The following is a 16,181-nucleotide window of genomic DNA, read 5'->3' as shown; positions in this document are numbered from 1 at the left end:
GTACCGGTCTTTCCCTTGCGAACTCGCCATCGACGAAGGGCCCGACACCGCGGGTCAGTTGAAGCTTGGTGTGTGCTGGGTGTGCGTCCGGGTCGGTGATGTTCCCACGGCTGGGTCGCCCGCCGCTGCCTCCCGGGTCCGCCGCGGCGCCGTACCGTCGCCTCGGACGCCGACAGGTATAGTCCACTCCCCATCAACTGGGCAAGATCGAAAGCAGCTTTGACGACCAGTCTTTCCCGAGTTGAGACCTCGCCGACATACGCCGACACCAACCCCAAAACCCTTGACACCACTGGTGTCTCACGCCCTACTTAACTCTGCGCGACTCGAGCGACAACGTTGTCAGTTTCGTCGAGAGGCATGAGATGCGACAGAGATTCAGACACCGATGGCGTAGCTGTGCCCGTCCCACCGCCCTCCTCGTGGCCACCGTACTGCTGACGACCGCTCAGGGCACCCAAGGGTGGGCCGAAAGCGCTTCCGCCGTTCGGGGCAAGGCTCCTGACGACGCGTTCGTTTCCTCCTTCGAGAAGGGCGAACCGCAGCCCGATTGGCGCAATACCGTCGAGACGGGCCCGGGTGGCCGGAAGAGGTCCGCCGGGGTCGACGGCAACGACACCACCGGGATCCCCGGCAATGCCACCGACAAGGTGACCGGCGTCCGGGCCAGCGGTGAGAACGCCGAGGCGGGAGAGGTCAAGGAGAATCTCGTCGACGGCGAGAGCGCCACCAAATGGCTCACCTTCGACAGGGCCGCCTGGCTGGAATTCACGCTGTCCGAACCGGTCAAGGCCGTGCGCTACGCACTGACCTCCGCCAATGACGCGCCCGGCCGGGACCCCCGGGACTGGACGCTCAAGGGCTCCGACGACGCGTCGCACTGGACCGTCCTGGACGTCCGCGAGGGCCAGGTCTTCGAAAGGCGGCACCAGACCCGGGAGTTCTCCTTCGGCGGCACCGTCTCCTACCGGCACTACCGGCTGGACATAGCCCGCAACGGCGGAGACGCGGTCACCCAACTGGCCGAGGTGCAGATCGCGACGGCGGACCCGGGCACTCCCCCCGCCTCCGACATGCGCAGCCACACCGACCGCGGCCCCACGGGCTCCCCCACCGCGAAGGCCAACGTCGGCTTCACGGGCACCCAGGCCCTGCGCTACGGCGGCACCCACCAGGCGACCGGCCGCGGATATTCGTACAACAAGGTCTTCGACGTCCACACCAGGGTGACGCCGAGGACCCGTTTGGCGTACAAGGTCTTTCCCTCGATGCCCGAGGCGGATGCCCGCTATCCCGCCACACACGTCTCGATCGACCTCGCCTTCACCGACGGCACCTATCTCAGCGATCTCGGCGCCGTCGACCAGCACGGCGCGCGGCTGACCCCGCGGGGCCAGGCCGATTCCAAGACGCTGTACGTCAACCAGTGGAACAACAAGACCGCGCTGATCGGCACGGTCGCCGCGGGCAAGACCGTCGACCGGGTACTCGTCGCGTACGACTCGCCGGTGGGGCCCGCCAAATTCCGCGGCTGGGTGGACGACATCTCGCTCGCGCCCGCACCGGCCGAGAAACCACAGGCCCATCTGGCGGACTACGCCGTCACCACGCGCGGCACTCATTCCAGCTCGAATTTCTCGCGGGGCAACACTTTTCCGGCCACCGCCGTACCCCATGGCTTCAATTTCTGGACCCCGGTGACCAACGCGGGCTCCATGACCTGGCTCTACCAGTACGCCGCCACCAACAACGCCGACAACCGCCCCACCATCCAGGCCTTCAGCGCCAGCCACGAGCCGAGCCCGTGGATGGGTGACCGGCAGACCTTCCAGGTGATGCCCTCGACCGCCGCCGGGATCCCCGACGCCTCCCGCACGGCCCGCGCCCTGCCCTTCCGGCACGCCAACGAGACGGCCAGACCGCACTATTACGGCGTCACCTTCGACAACGGTCTCAAGACCGAGATCACCCCCAGCGACCACGCCGCGATGATGCGGTTCACCTTTCCGGGGGAGAACGCCGGCGTCATCCTTGACAACGTCACCAACCAGGGCGGTCTGACGCTCGATCCCGACCGTGGCGTCATCACCGGCTACTCCGACGTCAGGAGCGGGCTGTCCACCGGCGCCGGGCGGCTCTTCGTCTACGGCGTCTTCGACGCGCCCGTGACCGCGAGCGGCCGCCCCCGCGGCGGCGCGGGCGGCGATGTCACCGGCTATCTGCGCTTCCGGCCGGGCAAGAACAAGACTGTGACGCTGCGCCTGGCCACGTCCCTGATCGGCGTCGACCAGGCGAAGGCCAACCTCGAACAGGAGATCCCGGCGGGTTCCTCCTTCACCGGGGTCCGCGACCGCGCCCGCGCCGCCTGGGAGGCGATCCTCGGCCGCGTGGAGGTCGAGGGCGCGAGCCACGACCAGCTCACCACGCTCTACTCCAACCTCTACCGGCTCTACCTGTATCCCAACTCCGGCTTCGAGAACACCGGCACCAAGGCCCGGCCGCGGCCCCGCTACGCCAGCCCCTTCTCCCCGCCGGCCGGCGAGAACACCCCGACCCGCACCGGCGCGAAGATCGTCGACGGCGAGGTGTACGTCAACAACGGCTTCTGGGACACCTACCGCACCACCTGGCCCGCCTACTCCCTGCTGACGCCCAAGACCGCCGCGAAGCTGGCCGACGGGTTCGTCCAGCAGTACAAGGACGGCGGCTGGACCTCCCGCTGGTCCTCCCCCGGCTACGCCGACCTGATGACCGGCACCAGCTCGGACGTCGCCTTCGCCGACGCCTACGTCAAGGGCGTCGGTCTCGACGCCGAGGCGGCGTACGAGGCCGCGCTCAAGAACGCGACGGTGGCGCCCACCCACCCCGGGGTCGGCCGCAAGGGCATGAACACCTCCGTCTTCCTCGGCTACACGAGCACCAAGACCCGCGAGGGAGTGTCCTGGGCGCTGGAGGGCTATCTCAACGACTTCGGGCTCGCGAAGATGGGCGAGGCGCTCTATGCCAGGACCCACCGGGCCCGCTACAAGGAGGAGGCCGCCTACTTCCTGGGCCGGGCCCAGAACTACGTGAAGCTCTTCGACGCCGACGTCGGCTTCTTCCAGGGCAAGGACGCGAGCGGCGCCTGGCGGCTGTCGCCCGACGACTACGACCCGCGCGTCTGGGGCCACGACTACACCGAGACCAACGGCTGGAACTTCGCCTTCACCGCCCCGCAGGACACCAGGGGCCTGGCCGCCCTCTACGGCGGCCGGCGCGGTCTGGCGAAGAAGCTGGACACCTACTTCGCCACGCCCGAGACGGGGTCGCCGGAGTTCGCCGGCTCCTACGGCGGCGTCATCCACGAGATGACCGAGGCCCGGGACGTCCGCATGGGCATGTACGGCCACAGCAACCAGGTCTCGCACCACATCGCCTACACCTACGACGCGGCGGGGCAGCCGTGGAAGGCACAGGCCAAGGTCCGCGAGGCCCTGTCCCGGCTCTATCTCGGCAGCGAGATCGGCCAGGGCTACCCGGGCGACGAGGACAACGGCGAGATGTCGGCCTGGTACGTCTTCAGCGCGCTCGGCTTCTACCCTCTGGTGATGGGCGCCGGGGAGTACGCGGTCGGCTCACCGCTCTTCACCAAGGCCACGGTCCATCTGGAGAACGGCCGCGACCTGGTGGTGAAGGCCCCGGGCAACAGTGCCCGCGATGTCTACGTCCAGGGCCTGCGGGTCGACGGCAAGGCATGGAACTCCACCGCGATCCCGCACTCCGTGCTCGCGGACGGGGCGACGCTGGAGTTCACGATGGGGCCGAAGCCCTCCCCATGGGGCAGCGGCAAGGGCGCGGGCCCGGCCTCCATCAGCCGCGACGACCGGGTGCCCACTCCCCCGGCCGATCTGATCACGTCGAACGGTTCGGCGCTGACGGACGACACCTCCGCCACGGACAAGTCCTTCACCACCGCCTCCCTGCGGGTGCCCGCCGGGTCCCGGGTGACCTCCTACACGCTGACCTCGGCCGACCGGGCGAAGGCGCCGGACGGCTGGGTGCTCAAGGGGTCGGTGGACGGTGCGGAATGGAGCACGGTCGACCGGCGCGCGGGCGAGTCCTTCGCCTGGGACCGGCAGACCCGGGTCTTCTCCGTCCGGGCTCCCGGCCGGTACGGCCACTACCGCCTGGAGAGCGCGAACGGCGAGGTCAGGCTGGCCGAGGTGGAGCTGCTGGGGGTGCCGACAAAGTGATTGACAGGTAAAGAAAGTGTGAAACGATCGGTTTCGTCTGGTGGCGTGTCAAAACAGACACGCCACCTTTCTTTGTCTGATTGAGTCTGATTTCTTCTGGAGACCTACGTGGCCCACCTTCCCGGCCGCTTCCGCGGGCGCGCCCTGAGCCGCCTCGCGACCGCGGCGATAGCCGCCGCTCTGGTCGGCACCACCGCCGGAACCGCCCTGGCCGACAGCTCGCCGGCCGCCTCGCCCGCGCAGCGCGCGGCGCAGCACTCGGCCCAGGACGGCGTCAAGCGCTGGGCCGAGGCCCGGAGCGCCGTCAGGGGCGCCCCCACGGCGGACGCCAGGACCACCGCCCCGGGCCTGGCGGCGCCGCGCGCGCTCCGCCCGAGCGGCCCCACGGCGGCGGCCCCCTTCTTCCCCGTCTCGGCCGTCAACGGCTCCGGCGACATCTACGCCTACTGGCCCGACGGAAAAGGCGGGCTGACGCCCCGCCAGCGCATGGACGGCGGCTGGCAGGACATCAACACGGGTGTCCGGGTCGACCACAACGCCGACGGCATGCCCGACGGCCTGTACCTGCGCGGTCCCGACAGCAACATCTACTACGCCAGCGCCGGCAGCGACGGCCGCCGGATCGCGACCGACTGGGCGCAGTACGACCAGCTGTTCACCCCGGGCAACCTCGGCGGGTCGAAGCAGTCGGACATCCTCGTCCGCGACCGCTCCGGTGTGCTGTGGCTCTACCTCGCCTCCGCCGACGGTTCGCTGTCGGGCCGTAAGAAGGTCGGTCCCGGCTGGGGCCAGTTCTCCCAGATCGCGGGCCGGGGCGACCTGACCGGTGACGGCAAGGCCGACATCGTCGCCCGCGACAAGGACGGTGTGCTGTGGCTCTACAAGGGCACCGGCGACTCCACCAAGCCGTTCGCCGCGCGCACGAAGATCGGTGCCGGCTGGAACCAGTTCAGCAAGCTGCTCGGCACCGGTGACGTGGACCTCGACGGCCGCAGCGACCTGATCGCCCGCGACCGCGACGGCGCCCTGTGGCTCTACAAGGGCACGGGCAAGGCGTCCTCGCCCTTCAAGGCCCGCGTGAAGATCGGCAACTCGGGCTGGAACCAGTACCGCCTGATGTTCTGACCCGAAGACGAGGGCCGCACTCCCGGACGGGGGTGCGGCCCTTTTGCTTTCCTCACGCGGGAGCGCGGCGGCTCACCCGGCGCCGGATGACACGGCCGAGGGACCGCACCGGTCGCGCGAACACCAGGACCAGTCCGACGACGGGCAGCGTGAGCAACAGGATCTGGATACACGCCGCGACCATGCCGAGGACCTGATTACCGGACGTACCGGCGTTCTCCACCAGGGAATTGACGGTCCGCCAGTCGGTTTCGAGCAGTCGGGGCATATTCATGAGCACCACGCCCAGCTGAAGAACGAGCGCGGGCACCAGGAACACGACCCATACCGCGACGACAGTCTGCGGCCATCGCTTGAGGGCGCGGAGCCGCTCGTCGTGCGGTCGGCGGAGGACGACCCGCTTGAGAATGGGCCCGATGTACTTGAAGAGGTCGGGAATGCCGGTCAGGTCCGCGACGATGTAATAGCCGTCGAACCGCAGTGTGGGAATCAGCTGCTGAAACATTTCCAGGTGGACGGAAAGGATCGCCACCAGGAGCAGCGGATTGCCGGTCGCCGCGTACAGCGCGAGCAGGCCCAGGACGAAGAGCGCGTTGAAGTAGACACCACCCAGGTCGGCCCGGATACGGCCCGCGCGGCCCAGCCGATAGGAGTTGGTGATGTCGGTGTAGAAGGCGGGCCACACGACGTAGATGCCGCATCCCATGGCGCCGGGCCGCGCACCTCCGTAGCGGCACGCCGCGCCATGGCCCATTTCGTGGAACACACACGAGGCGATGGCCAGGAGGACGACGAGCAGCACGCCGGCCGGGGAGGAGAGCACCGTCCGCAGCGCGGCACCGGCGTCCTGTGTCGACCACAGCCATACCTCGCCGGCCACGAACACGGCGAGGGCACCGACCACCAGCAGCGGGCGGAACAGCCAGGCGAAGAGACCGGAGAGAAACCAGGTGACATGCTCCGGCAGCACCGCCACCCGGAACCGGAAGGAGAGGAACGGGTCGCTCTTGGGCGTGAGGGGCGGCGGTGAACCGTCGCTGTAGGTGGTGATGCCGAGCGGCGCGAGCTTCTTGTCGATGAGGAAGGCGACGTGGTCCGCGGTGAACTGCCGCCCCGTCTCCCGGCTGAGTTCCTCGGCCACCGCCGCCGTCCGCTGCCGCTCCGGCAGGGCGCTCAGCGCCCGGACGACCTGGTAGAGCAGGGTGGGCAGACGGACGACCTGCCCGTCGGGCCGGCAGACGAGGTGGGGCGGCTCGCGGTAGCCGGAGTCCTCGAACTCGCCGACCAGCTCCATGCCGGCCAGCAGCGCGGGTTCCGACAGTGCCATGGGCGCTCTCCGTGACGTGACTGACGGCGGACGGCCTGCGAAGGACGGGGAAGAGCCGGATGACTCCGGCTCTTCCCCGAAGAATTACCCGAACGGCTAGCCGGTCAGTGGCTCGAGATCGCCGCGGGCATACAGGTCATGCTGGTCGTCGGGTTGGTGGACGGCAGGCCGAGCGAGCCGAGCAGGCCCGGCGTTCCCTGCCGGTCCACGGCCTGGCAGGACGACAGGGCCGTGGTGCCGTGGTCGCTCGGGGCGTGGGAGACCACGCCGCCGCCCGACGACGTCGCGGAGCTGCTGCTGGAGGCGCCGGCACCGGCGCTCCCGTCACCCGGGTCCCCGAAGTTCAGAGGTGTGGCCACGATGCCCATCACGGTCCGCTCGGGCAGCACCTCGCCCGTGACGTTGTCGAGTTCCTCGAAGCTGATGGCGTTTTCCATTTCCGTACCCCTTCTCGTAAAGCGGCGGTCAGCGGCTGGTAATGGCCGCAGGAATACACGTGGTGCTGTAACCGGGGTCGCTGGAAGCCAGTCCCAGCGCGACGAGCAAGGGTGGGCTGCCGGCGTTCTGCCGGTACTGGCAGGCGTAGGCCACCGTGGTCCCGTGGTCCGTTTCCACCCGTGTCGGGAACACGGGCGGGTCGGCGCCCGAGGCGCCTGCCGGCAGCACAGTCGAAAGCGCGATCCGCCGGGGAAGCTCCTCACCGCAAAGCCGGTCGAGTTCCCCGTAGGTAACGGCGGATCCCATTGCTTTCCCTCCCTCTGGAACGACGGCTTCGCGTCGTCACGGCAGGGAGCCTAACCCGCATAGGAATGCGGTACACATCATCAATCCCCGGATCACCCGGACGTGTTGGGGTATGCCCCGTGCGAGTGGAGAGACACCTTTTGACACACGGCGAAGGGCCGCACCCCGTAGAACGGGGTGCGGCCCTGTGAACGCCCTGTCGATACCGCTTACTTGCGGATCAGGGAGCGCAGCACGTACTGCATGATGCCGCCGTTGCGGTAGTAGTCCGCCTCGCCGGGGGTGTCGATGCGGACGACCGCGTCGAACTCGACACCGGTGTCGGTGGTGACCTTGACCGTGCGCGGCGTGGTGCCGTTGTTCAGCTCGGTCACACCGGTGAAGGTGAAGGTCTCCTCGCCCGTCAGGCCCAGGGACTCGGCCGAGGCGCCCTCGGGGAACTGCAGGGGCAGGACACCCATGCCGATGAGGTTCGAGCGGTGGATGCGCTCGTAGGACTCGGCGATGACGGCCTTGACGCCGAGCAGCGCGGTGCCCTTGGCGGCCCAGTCGCGGGACGAGCCGGAGCCGTACTCCTTGCCGGCCAGGACGACCAGCGGGATGCCCTGGTCGATGTAGTTGCGCGAGGCGTCGTAGATGAAGGAGACGGGGGCGTCTTCCTTCGTGAAGTCGCGGGTGAAGCCGCCCTCGGTGCCCGGCGCGATCTGGTTGCGCAGGCGGATGTTGGCGAACGTACCGCGGATCATGACCTCGTGGTTGCCGCGGCGCGAGCCGTAGCTGTTGAAGTCACGACGCTCGACACCGTGCTCGGTGAGGTACTTGCCGGCCGGGGTGTCGGCCTTGATGGCACCGGCCGGGGAGATGTGGTCGGTGGTGACCGAGTCGCCCAGCTTCGCCAGGACGCGGGCGCCGGCGATGTCGGAGACCGGGGTGGTCTCCATCGTCATGCCCTCGAAGTAGGGGGGCTTACGGACGTAGGTGGACTCGGTGTCCCACTCGAAGGTGTTGCCGGTCGGGATCGGCAGCGCCTGCCACTGGGCGTCGCCCGCGAAGACGTCCTGGTAGGACTTGTTGAACATGTCCTCGCCGATGGCGTTGGCCACGACGTCGTTGACCTCGGCCTCGGACGGCCAGATGTCCTTGAGGAAGACCGGGTTGCCGTCGGTGTCGGTGCCCAGGGCGTCCTTGGTGATGTCCACCTTCATGGAGCCGGCGAGGGCGTAGGCGACGACCAGCGGCGGGGACGCCAGGTAGTTCATCTTGACGTCGGGGTTGATCCGGCCCTCGAAGTTGCGGTTGCCGGAGAGCACCGAGGTGACGGCCAGGTCGTGCTCGTTGACGGCCTTGGAGACCTCCTCCGGCAGCGGGCCGGAGTTGCCGATGCAGGTGGTGCAGCCGTAGCCGACGAGGTTGAAGCCGACCTTGTCGAGGTAGGGGGTCAGGCCCGCCTTGTCGAAGTAGTCGGTGACGACCTTCGAGCCCGGGGCGAGGGTGGTCTTGACCCACGGCTTGCGGGTCAGGCCCTTCTCGACCGCCTTCTTGGCCACGAGCGCCGCGGCGACCATGACGTAGGGGTTCGAGGTGTTGGTGCAGGAGGTGATCGCGGCGACGGTGACGGCGCCGTGGTCAATCTCGTACGTCGAGCCGTCGGGGGCGGTCACGGTGACCGGCTTCGACGGGGCGCCGGTGGAGATGGCCGGGGCGTCGGAGGCCGGGAAGGACTCCTTGCCCGCCTCGTCGACGGTGTCGACGTAGTTGCGGACGTCCTGCGCGAACTGCGCGGCGGCGTTCGCCAGGACGATGCGGTCCTGCGGGCGCTTCGGGCCGGCGATCGAGGGGACGACCGTGGAGAGGTCCAGCTCGAGCTTCTCGGAGAAGTCCGGCTCGGCGGCCGGGTCCAGCCAGAGGCCCTGCTCCTTGGCGTACGCCTCGACGAGCGCGACCTGCTGCTCGGAGCGGCCGGTGAGCTTGAGGTACTTCAGCGTCTCGCCGTCGATCGGGAACATCGCGGCGGTGGAGCCGAACTCCGGCGACATGTTGCCGATGGTGGCGCGGTTGGCGAGGCTCGTCGCCGCCACACCCTCGCCGTAGAACTCGACGAACTTGCCGACGACGCCGTGCTTGCGCAGCATCTCGGTGATCGTGAGCACCAGGTCGGTGGCGGTGGTGCCGGCGGGGAGCTCACCGGTCAGCTTGAAGCCGACGACGCGCGGGATGAGCATGGAGACCGGCTGGCCCAGCATCGCGGCCTCGGCCTCGATGCCGCCGACGCCCCAGCCCAGCACGCCGAGGCCGTTGACCATGGTGGTGTGCGAGTCGGTGCCGACGAGGGTGTCGGGGTAGGCCTGACCGTTGCGGACCATGACCGTACGGGCCAGGTGCTCGATGTTCACCTGGTGGACGATGCCGGTGCCCGGGGGGACGACCTTGAACTCGTCGAAGGCGGTCTGGCCCCAGCGCAGGAACTGGTAGCGCTCCTTGTTGCGGCCGTACTCCAGCTCGACGTTCTGGCCGAAGGCGTCCTTCGTGCCGAACTTGTCGGCGATGACGGAGTGGTCGATGACCAGCTCGGCCGGGGCCAGCGGGTTGATCTTCGCCGGGTCGCCGCCGAGCTCCTTGACGGCCTCACGCATGGTGGCGAGGTCGACGACGCAGGGCACGCCGGTGAAGTCCTGCATGATCACGCGGGCCGGCGTGAACTGGATCTCCTGGCTGGGCTGGGCCTGCGAGTCCCAGTTGCCCAGCGCCCGGATGTGGTCGGCGGTGATGTTCGCGCCGTCCTCCGTGCGGAGCAGGTTCTCCAGCAGGACCTTCAGGCTGTAGGGCAGGCGGGCGGAGCCCTCGACCTTGTCCAGCTTGAAGATCTCGTACGACTCGTCGCCCACCTGCAGCGTGCTGCGGGCGTCGAAGCTGTTCGCCGACACGACAGTCTCCTTCATGCATGAATTCGCGCGTACCACGGCCATCCTGCCGTCACAGCTCCACGCCGATCCGTTAAGGTGAACCTAAGTTAGGCATGCCTTACTGGCGCGGCAGCGGTACGCCTCTCGGCAGATATCTCGATGTCGAGATAACTCTAGTACATCGCTGCGGCACGGTCATGCCCTGATAGGCCGTGCGTGGCCCTCACCTGTGGGCGACCGGTCGACTCGGGCTGGTCGACGACCACCGGAGCTGCGCTCTTGAGATCTGTGGACCCGTTCACCTGTGCGAGTGAAGAGTGCGCAGAAAGGCTCTGGGCGGGCGCCTATTGCCATAGAAACGACCAATGAGCACACAGCCCCCTACCTACGTAGTCGACGACCCCGAAACCGCGCTGAAGTACGCAATCCAGCATTACGAGGGAGGGCGGCCGCAGATCGTGGAAGGGTTCATCGAACTCACGCGTCCGCAACGGGCGCACGACACCGCAGCCGACCGGATCCGCGACCAGATCGCGCCCGTGGTCGCAGAACTGGGCTGCGTCTCGGGTTCGGGTGATCTGGATCTCCCCGGCAGCAGCAACTGGTATATCCCGGACCTAGCGGTCGCGCCCAGGGCCCTGGCGAAGGGTGCCACTGCCCTACTGCCCGACCAGACGCTCCTGATCGTCGAGATCACCTCGGACCCCGACGGCGACGCCGTCCGAGTGGCGAAACGCCGCCGGTACGCCGAGTACGGGGCGCCCCTCTACCTGTTGGTCGATCGCCAGGAGAAGTCCTGCACGCTCTTCAGCGAGCCGGGCGACCTCGGTTACGCCACGTCGGACGGACCTCACGCTTTCGGTACCCCCCTTCACCTCCCCGCCCCCTTCGACCTCGACCTGGACACCTCGGAATTCTGACTTCGCCTCACCGCCCCGCCAGCCCCGTCCTGACCAGGGACAGGACCTCCTCGTCGGAGAGTCCGAGGGTGCGGGCCTCCGCGATCAGGTGGCGGACGCCCTCGACGAGGCGGGCGCGGCCCGGGGAGGTGCCGCCGCCGGTGACCACCGCCCCGCGGCCGCGGCGCAGCTCGATGAGGTCCTCCTCGCGCAGGCGCTGGTAGCCCCGGAGCACGGTGTGGACGTTGACGCCGAGGGAGTCGGCGAGCGCGCGGGCGGCGGGGAGGCGTTCGCCGGGGCGGACGGCGCCGTCGGCGATGGCTCCGCGGACGGCGGCGGCGATCTGGTCGCCGAGCGGCAGCGGGGACGCGGGGTCGAGTCGGATCAGCACGTCAGCCCCCCGTGGTGCGCACGGTCGCGGGCGACCAGCGCGTTGAGCAGTGCGGCGGCCGTGGCCGCGTCGTCGACGGTGATCACGAACTCGCTTCCGGTGGTCAGCCGGGCCACGATCGCGTCGCCGGAGCGCAGCACGAGCCCGCTGCGGCCCGGGTGCACGCGGTAGCCCCAACCGCCCATGTCCTTCAGGGCGTTGATGTCACGGGTGGTCGCCTCCTCGATGCGGGCGAGCGGTACGCGCAGCCGGGGCCACGGCAGCCAGGGCGCGGTGGCGGTCAGCCCGTGCCGGTCGACCGTGACGCGCGCGCCGGCCATGACGGACAGCAGCGCGCCGGGGGCCAGGAGGGTGAGAGCCGGGCCCCAGCCCGCGACGAGCGCGACCGGCACGCCCAGCGCGAGGAGCGCGGGTCCGCAGGCGAAGAGGGCGCGGGAGCCGACGGTCCGCGTCCAGGTCACGCTCTCCCCCTCCCGGAGGGCGAGCCGGGGTGCGGCACCCGGGCCGTCGGCCGCCTCGGGCGCTGCCGGCGCGCTCCGGCCCGCCAGGAGCAGTCCGAGAGCGGCGGTGACGGCGGCGACAGCCAGGGCCGCGCCCAGCTGCCAGACACCGAGCCGGGCCTGTTCGGCGGAGGCGGCCCGTGCGTTGGCGACGACGAGGTCGGTCAGCAGGAAGCCGGTGAACCCCGCGACCCCGTAGGCGACGGCGACGAGCGCCCGCCCGCTCGCGTGTCTGCCGCCCTCCGCCCGGGCGAACCAGACGAAAAGAGCTGCCGGCACGAGCAGCAGGCCGAGAGCCGCATAGGGGAAGACACCGAGCGCGGTGAAGCCGTCGGCGCGGCCGGCGCCGGCGAAGTGGGTGGCCATGGGATCGGGCAGCCGGTCCCGGCGGCTGAGGAAAACCGTGAGGAACGCGGCGGCGCCGAGCAGATAGGGCGACGCCACGACGAACGGGCGGCGCCGGATCGCCGCAGGACGTACGGGCGCGTTCAGGGTCATGTGCACGCCCCCCTTTCAGTTGTTTGCATAGTAATAGAACAATGATCAATGGGGAAGGGATCTCATATCTGAGATACCGTCTGTCTCATGACAGACGCCTACCTCGCCCGTATCGGCAAGCTCATCCGTGACGCCCGTCAGCACCGTGGCTGGACGCAGTCGCAGCTCGCCGATGCCCTCGGGACCAGCCAGAGCGCGGTCAACCGCATCGAGCGGGGAAATCAGAACATCAGCCTTGATATGATCGCCCGTATCGGTGAGGCGCTGGACAGCGAGATCGTCTCCCTCGGCTACGCGGGGCCCATGCATCTGCGCGTCGTCGGCGGCCGCCGGCTCTCCGGTGCCATCGACGTCAAGACCAGCAAGAACGCCTGCGTGGCCCTGCTGTGCGCGACCCTCCTCAACGCCGGCCGTACGACGCTGCGCCGCGTCGCCCGCATCGAGGAGGTCTACCGGATCCTCGAGGTGCTCGGCAGCATCGGAGTCAAGGCCCGCTGGATCAACGACGGCAACGACCTCGAGATCGTGCCGCCCGCCGAGCTGGACCTGGCCGCGATGGACACCGAGGCCGCCCGCCGCACCCGCAGCGTGATCATGTTCCTCGGTCCGCTGCTGCACCGCATGGACCACTTCAAGATCCCCTACGCCGGCGGCTGCGACCTCGGCACCCGGACCGTCCAGCCGCACATGACGGCCCTGCGCCACTTCGGCCTGGAGATCACGGCCACCGACGGCACGTACCACGCACAGGTCGACCGTTCGGTCGCACCCACCCGGGCGATCGTGCTGACCGAGCGCGGCGACACCGTCACCGAGAACGCCCTGCTGGCCGCCGCCCGCCACGAGGGCGTCACCGTCATCCGCAACGCCAGCTCCAACTACATGGTCCAGGACCTCTGCTTCTTCCTGGAGGAGCTCGGCGTGCGCGTCGAGGGCATCGGCACCACGACCCTCACCGTGCACGGCGTGGCCACCATCGACCGCGACGTCGACTACGCCCCCTCCGAGGACCCGGTCGAGGCGATGAGCCTGCTCGCCGCCGCCGTCGTGACGGAGTCGGAGCTGACGATCCGCCGTGTGCCGATCGAGTTCCTCGAGATCGAACTGGCCGTCCTGGAGGAGATGGGCCTCGACCACGAGCGCAGCCCGGAGTACCCGGCGGACAACGGCCGCACCCGGCTGCTGGACCTCACGGTGCGCCCCTCCAAGCTGCGGGCGCCGATCGACAAGATCCACCCGATGCCCTTCCCGGGCCTGAACATCGACAATGTGCCGTTCTTCGCGGCCATCGCCGCCACCGCCCAGGGCCAGAGCCTCATCCACGACTGGGTCTACGACAACCGCGCCATCTACCTCACCGACCTCAACCGCCTCGGCGCCGACGTCAAGCTCCTCGACCCGCACCGCGTCCTCGTCGAGGGCCCGACCCGCTGGCGCTCGGCCGAGATGATGTGCCCGCCGGCCCTGCGGCCCGCCGTGGTCGTCCTGCTGGCCATGATGGCCGCGGAGGGCACGTCGGTGCTGCGCAATGTCTATGTGATCAACCGGGGTTACGAGGACCTGGCGGAGCGGCTCAACTCGATCGGCGCGCAGATCGAGATCTTCCGCGACATCTGATCCCACGGGTCACACTGATCCCACGGACCCGATGTCGGTGGAGAGGTAGGTGGCCCTCGTGACAGTGATCAAGGCCGAGCTGGTGGTGGCGCTCAAGGAGGGGCGGCTGGCGTTCGAGTTGGGCGAGCAGGTGGCCGACTGTCCGTATCCGCCGGGTGATCAGCGGCGGGCGGCCTGGCTGCGCGGCTGGGCCGCCGCCCGCGACGAGGGGAAGGACGGCGCGGGCGAGGGCTGAGCGGGCGGTCGGCGCGGATCACGGCAGGACCGCGACCCCGTCCAGTTCCACCAGGGCCTCCTCGTCCCAGAGCCGGGTCGTGCCGATCACGGCCATGGCCGGGTAGTCGCGCCCCGCCAGCCGGCGCCAGATGGCGCCCAGCTCACGGGCGTGCGCGCGGTAGTCGCCGACGTCCGTGGCGTAGACGGTGACGCGTGCCAGGTGCCGCGGCTCGCCTCCGGCGGCGCGGAGGGCGGCGAGGAGGTTGGCCAGGGCCCGCTCGAACTGTTCCGGCAGGCCCTGGCCGACGACCTTGCCGGCACCGTCGAGGGCGGTCTGTCCGGCGAGGAAGGCCAGCCGGCCGCCGGTGACGGTGACGGCGTGCGAGAAGCCGGAGGGCGGGGAGAGTCCGGCGGGGTTGACCCGTTCGAGATCGCTCATCGGCCCGGCTCCTGGGGGTCCGTGGGGGCGGTGGCGCCCTCAGCGGCCGCCCGGTACAGCTCCTTCGCGATGATCGTGCGCTGCACCTCCGTCGCCCCCTCGTAGATGCGCGGCGCCCGGACCTCGCGGTAGAGGTGTTCGAGGAGGTGGCCGCGTTCCAGGGCGCGGGCGCCGTGGATCTGCACGGCGGCGTCCACGACGTACTGCGCGGTCTCGGTGGCGAACAGCTTGGCCATCGCCGAGCGGCCCGCCGTGCCGGGTTCGCCCGCGTCGTACGCCGCGGCGGCCGCGTGGACGAGCAGGGCGGCGGCCTCGGTGCGGGTCGCCATCTCGGCGAGTTGGTGGGAGACGGCCTGAAGGTTCTTCAGCGGCCCGCCGAACGCGTGGCGTCCGGCCGCGTGGGCCAGGGCGGCGCGGAGCGCGGACCTCGCCATGCCGACGGCGAAGGCACCGACGCTCGGGCGGAAGAGGTCCAGGGTGCGCATGGCGACGCGGAAGCCGCCGCCGACCTCACCGATGACGTCGTCGGGGCCGACGGGGACGGCGTCGAAGGTGAGGGTGCCGATGGGGTGCGGGCTGACCATGGCCAGCGGGCGGCCGCCGAGGCCGGGGCGGTCGGCTGGGACCAGGAAGGCGGTGACGCCCCGGGCGCCGGGGGCCGGGCCGGTGCGGGCGAAGACGGTGTAGAGGTCGGCCTCGGGGGCGTTGGAGATCCAGCACTTCTCCCCCGTGAGCCTCCAGGCGGGCCCTTCGCGCTCCGCGCGCAGTCCGAGCGCCGCGGCGTCGGAGCCCGCGCCGGGCTCACTGAGCGCGAACGCGGCGACCGCGCGGCCCGCCACCACCTCCGGCAGCCAGCGCGCCCGCTGCGCGGGGGTCCCCGCGTCCACGATCGGGTACGTGCCGAGGCCCTGGAGGGCGAGGGCCGTCTCGGCCTCCGTGGACTCCAGGGCGAGGGATTCGCGCAGCAGGCACAGGTCCATGGCCCGTACGGACCCGTCGGCGGGCAACAGCCGGGCGAGCAGGCCCAGTTCACCGAGGGCCGCGACGAGCGGCCGGTTGACGCGTCCGGGCTCGCCCTTGTCCGCCAGCGGGCGCAGCCGCTCCGCGGCGAGCGCGCGCAGCTCGGCGCACCAGTCACGCTGTCCCCGGTCCAGTGCGAACGGTGTCGACACCGGGCACCCTCCTCTGTCGGTGATTATCGCGCTCTGTTGACTGCCGTCACCAACTCGCTACGCTGGCAGCGGATCCGCATGGCTGGCAAGTCCCCCGTTCACCTCCATTTTTCCTCGG

At 69.9% G+C, this 16,181-nt stretch carries 13 protein-coding genes; 5 read left to right on the top strand and 8 right to left on the bottom strand.

Features of this window, described 5'->3' with window-relative positions; genetic code table 11:
* Positions 1 to 365: 365 nt before the first annotated feature.
* Both JO379_RS26005 and JO379_RS26000 read left to right on the top strand, forming a co-directional pair.
* A complete protein-coding gene (locus tag JO379_RS26005) occupies positions 366 to 4,232 on the top strand; it encodes a GH92 family glycosyl hydrolase (RefSeq protein ID WP_209517183.1) in 3,867 nt (1,288 codons plus the stop codon).
* Positions 4,233 to 4,340: 108 nt separating this feature from the next.
* Positions 4,341 to 5,357 (top strand): FG-GAP-like repeat-containing protein, encoded by a 1,017-nt coding sequence (locus JO379_RS26000; RefSeq protein WP_209517181.1) that lies wholly within the window; start codon positions 4,341 to 4,343, stop codon positions 5,355 to 5,357.
* Positions 5,358 to 5,409: 52 nt separating this feature from the next.
* On the opposite strand, the gene JO379_RS25995 is transcribed toward JO379_RS26000, so the two are convergent.
* From JO379_RS25995 to acnA, 4 genes are all read right to left on the bottom strand, one after another.
* Positions 5,410 to 6,684, bottom strand: coding sequence for a hypothetical protein (locus JO379_RS25995; RefSeq protein WP_209517179.1), 1,275 nt, complete (start codon positions 6,682 to 6,684; stop codon positions 5,410 to 5,412).
* Positions 6,685 to 6,788: 104 nt separating this feature from the next.
* Positions 6,789 to 7,121: a hypothetical protein gene (locus JO379_RS25990; RefSeq protein WP_130881724.1), complete on the bottom strand. Its 333-nt coding sequence runs from the start codon at positions 7,119 to 7,121 to the stop codon at positions 6,789 to 6,791.
* A 28-nt stretch (positions 7,122 to 7,149) separates the two neighbouring features.
* A complete protein-coding gene (locus JO379_RS25985; protein WP_130881725.1) occupies positions 7,150 to 7,428 on the bottom strand; it encodes a hypothetical protein in 279 nt (92 codons plus the stop codon).
* A gap of 209 nt (positions 7,429 to 7,637) precedes the next feature.
* The gene (gene acnA / locus JO379_RS25980) at positions 7,638 to 10,352 is read right to left on the bottom strand and encodes an aconitate hydratase AcnA (RefSeq protein ID WP_130881726.1); all 2,715 of its coding nucleotides are present in this window, start codon (positions 10,350 to 10,352) and stop codon (positions 7,638 to 7,640) included.
* A 344-nt stretch (positions 10,353 to 10,696) separates the two neighbouring features.
* Here acnA and JO379_RS25975 point away from each other — a divergent pair, with 344 nt between their 5' ends.
* Positions 10,697 to 11,251 carry a Uma2 family endonuclease gene (locus tag JO379_RS25975; protein WP_130881727.1) on the top strand — a complete coding sequence of 185 codons (555 nt, stop codon included), beginning with the start codon at positions 10,697 to 10,699 and terminating at the stop codon, positions 11,249 to 11,251.
* Positions 11,252 to 11,258: 7 nt separating this feature from the next.
* On the opposite strand, the gene JO379_RS25970 is transcribed toward JO379_RS25975, so the two are convergent.
* Positions 11,259 to 11,621 carry a GntR family transcriptional regulator gene (locus tag JO379_RS25970; RefSeq protein WP_209517177.1) on the bottom strand — a complete coding sequence of 121 codons (363 nt, stop codon included), beginning with the start codon at positions 11,619 to 11,621 and terminating at the stop codon, positions 11,259 to 11,261.
* The gene (locus JO379_RS25965; protein ID WP_209517175.1) at positions 11,615 to 12,619 is read right to left on the bottom strand and encodes an SdpI family protein; all 1,005 of its coding nucleotides are present in this window, start codon (positions 12,617 to 12,619) and stop codon (positions 11,615 to 11,617) included. The genes JO379_RS25970 and JO379_RS25965 overlap by 7 nt, the downstream gene beginning before the upstream one ends.
* Positions 12,620 to 12,706: 87 nt before the next feature.
* Between JO379_RS25965 and JO379_RS25960 the strand changes: the two genes are divergently transcribed.
* Both JO379_RS25960 and JO379_RS25955 read left to right on the top strand, forming a co-directional pair.
* Complete coding sequence (locus tag JO379_RS25960; RefSeq protein ID WP_130881730.1) at positions 12,707 to 14,236, top strand: helix-turn-helix domain-containing protein; 1,530 nt, start codon at positions 12,707 to 12,709, stop codon at positions 14,234 to 14,236.
* A gap of 49 nt (positions 14,237 to 14,285) precedes the next feature.
* Positions 14,286 to 14,471: an Rmf/CrpP fold protein gene (locus JO379_RS25955; RefSeq protein ID WP_165451687.1), complete on the top strand. Its 186-nt coding sequence runs from the start codon at positions 14,286 to 14,288 to the stop codon at positions 14,469 to 14,471.
* Between the two features lie 18 nt (positions 14,472 to 14,489).
* On the opposite strand, the gene JO379_RS25950 is transcribed toward JO379_RS25955, so the two are convergent.
* A complete protein-coding gene (locus tag JO379_RS25950; protein ID WP_209517173.1) occupies positions 14,490 to 14,891 on the bottom strand; it encodes a RidA family protein in 402 nt (133 codons plus the stop codon).
* The gene (locus tag JO379_RS25945) at positions 14,888 to 16,063 is read right to left on the bottom strand and encodes an acyl-CoA dehydrogenase family protein (RefSeq protein ID WP_209517170.1); all 1,176 of its coding nucleotides are present in this window, start codon (positions 16,061 to 16,063) and stop codon (positions 14,888 to 14,890) included. Before JO379_RS25945 ends, JO379_RS25950 begins: the two co-directional genes overlap by 4 nt.
* Between the last annotated feature and the right edge of the window lie 118 nt (positions 16,064 to 16,181).

It is taken from the genome of Streptomyces syringium (assembly GCF_017876625.1).
Lineage (GTDB): Bacteria > Actinomycetota > Actinomycetes > Streptomycetales > Streptomycetaceae > Streptomyces > Streptomyces syringius.
The sequence above is the reverse complement of the archived record's forward strand: the minus strand, read 5'-3'. Positions and strand labels throughout refer to the sequence as shown.